This is a genomic window from Desulfofundulus sp. (assembly GCF_049701015.1).
In the GTDB taxonomy this organism is placed as follows: domain Bacteria; phylum Bacillota; class Desulfotomaculia; order Desulfotomaculales; family Desulfovirgulaceae; genus Desulfofundulus.
The window spans coordinates 11394-13800 of the sequence record NZ_JBNATZ010000050.1 but is presented as its reverse complement, the minus strand read 5'-3'; the positions used below and the strand labels follow the sequence as shown (position 1 = coordinate 13800).

Annotated in this window: 2 protein-coding genes and 1 pseudogene; all 3 read left to right on the top strand. The window is 53.0% G+C overall.

Annotated features, from left to right (window positions below):
* Nucleotides 1–412: gamma-glutamyl-gamma-aminobutyrate hydrolase family protein (locus tag ACPLUI_RS05010; protein ID WP_424659175.1), on the top strand; the 412-nt coding region annotated here is incomplete at its 5' end.
* Nucleotides 413–418: 6 nt separating this feature from the next.
* Nucleotides 419–1575 (top strand): annotated as a pseudogene (locus ACPLUI_RS05005) (amidohydrolase).
* A 299-nt stretch (nucleotides 1576–1874) separates the two neighbouring features.
* Entirely contained in the window at nucleotides 1875–2282 is a 408-nt protein-coding gene (locus ACPLUI_RS05000) for a response regulator (RefSeq protein WP_424659174.1), read from the top strand.
* Nucleotides 2283–2407: the final 125 nt, after the last annotated feature.

Genomic DNA, 2407 nt, shown 5'->3' with positions numbered 1-2407 from the left:
TATTTGCCGGGGGGCCCAGGTATTGAATATTGCCGCGGGGGGGGATATTTATCAGGATATCGTCACCCAGGTTCCGGGTTGCTTGAAGCACCACCAGCGGGCTCCCCGGTGGTGTGCCACCCACGGGATCATGGTGGAGGAAAACACGCGCCTGGCCGGCATATTTGGTTCGGGGATCATCCGGGTGAACAGCTTTCACCACCAGGCAGTACGACGGCCCGCTCCGGGGTTTATTGTTTCTGCCCGGTCCGGGGATGGTATTATCGAAGCCGTAGAAAGTGCGGGCGAAGGATTTGCCCTGGGGGTGCAGTGGCACCCCGAAACCATGTGGGAGCATGACGAACGTTTTTTAAACCTCTTTGCGGCTCTGGTCGACGCCAGCCGGGAGTGCAAAAGCCGGAAAGGGAGATGAACAATTATGCTGGCCATAACCGGTGGAAAAGTTTTACCATGGCCGGGGAAATATATGAACCGGGCATGGTGCTTGTAGAGCAGGGAAAAATTGTCGCTACCGGTCCTTTAAGCAGGGTCCCGGCAGGGGTTGAGGTGGACGATGCTACCGGCTGTGTGGTCATGCCCGGGTTTATCGATGCCCACTGCCATTTGGGCGTGGCGGAGGAAATCTACCGGGAAGAGGGGGATGATACCAATGAATATACCGACCCTGTCACCCCCCACCTGCGTGCTATCGATGCGGTCTACCCTGCCGATGTGGGTTTTGAAGATGCCCGGGCCGGGGGAGTGACCACCGTCGCTACCGGTCCAGGCAGCGCCAATATTATCGGTGGCGAGATGCTGGCCCTTAAAACTGCCGGCCAGGTGGTCGACCGCATGGTACTCCGGGCCCCGGTGGGCTTGAAAGCGGCCCTTGGTGAGAACCCCAAGCGTACTTACGGACGTGAGAAAAAAATGCCCGCCACGCGTATGGCTTCGGCAGCCCTCTTAAGGGAAGCGCTGGCTAAAGCCCGGGATTACCAGCGTAAGCTGGAAGCGGCGGCGGCCGGGCAGGGTGAACGTCCCGACCGGGATCTGAAAATGGAGTCGCTATTACGGGTGTTACGACGGGAAATTCCATTGAGGGTGCACGCCCACCGGGCCGACGACATTATGACCGCCCTGCGCATTGCCCGGGAATTCAATCTTTTGCTGGTGGTGGAGCATTGCACCGAAGGGTACCTGGTGGCGCGGGAACTGGCCTCTTATGGGGCCATGGCTGTGGTGGGGCCGATGATTACCAACCGGGCCAAGGTGGAGCTGAAGGGGATTTCCCTCCAGACCCCCCGGATCCTGGCCGAAGCTGGTGTCCCTTTTGCCATCATGACCGACCATCCCGTGGTCCCCATCCAGTACCTCGCTTTGTCCGCCGCCCTGGCCGTCCGGGGAGGGTTGCCGGAGGAAAGGGCCCTGCAGGCCATCACTCTGGATGCAGCCAGGATACTGGGTTTGGAGAGCCGGTTGGGCAGCCTGGAACCGGGTAAGGATGCAGATATAGTCGTACTGAATGGTCATCCTTTCGATGCACGCACCCGTGTCATGAGAACATATATTGACGGCCAGCTGGTTTACAGATCTTAATGTGTGATGCCATGTGTGATGCCAGGAGAGCAAAGGAAAGTCAAAATGATTGTTGCGATTGAGATTTAAAAATGTCATGACGAGAAGAGTGAAGTGGGGTACTTATTTCAGAAAATAATGACAGTTGCGACCGATATTGGATTATAGTGGTGAAATCAAATATTTTTTGATATAATTCGTTTTACTTGAAATAACCTGGCAGGATTAAATGAATTTATGTCGAACAAAACTAACATACAGAAACGGAAGGATCAGGTTTTGATGTAATATCATGTTACTCTTTGTCGGAGGTGCGCTGTTTGAGCAAGGAGGTTTTTGATGTTCTAATAGTTGATGACCAGCCCGGAGTACGATATTTGCTTGAGATAATTATCAGGGATTTCGGTCACCAGGTACATACTGCAGAGAACGGGCTGGTGGCCATTGAGAAGGTGCGCCAGGTTCGTCCGCAGGTAATTTTTATGGATGTCAGGATGCCTTTGATGGACGGGCTGGAGGCACTGCGGCGCATTAGAAGGATCGCCCCGGAGACCATAGTTGTCATCATGACCGCCTATATTTCCGAACAGATAAGGGAGCAGGCATTGAAAAACGGGGCTCTTTGCTGCATGGCCAAACCGTTTGAGATCGAAAAGGTTAAAGAATTGATTCAGGACCTGACCATGAAAAAGCAAAACTATTTTTGGGATGAAAGCTGTGTAATTTAAAATTTAAGGCAGGAAAAATCTTTTCAACAACGAATATTATAGCCAATACAAAAATTAAAAAGTTAAGAGGTTTTACTGCCCATAGGGGTGCCCGGTACCAGTAGTTGCAGGTCTGTCTTAAAACG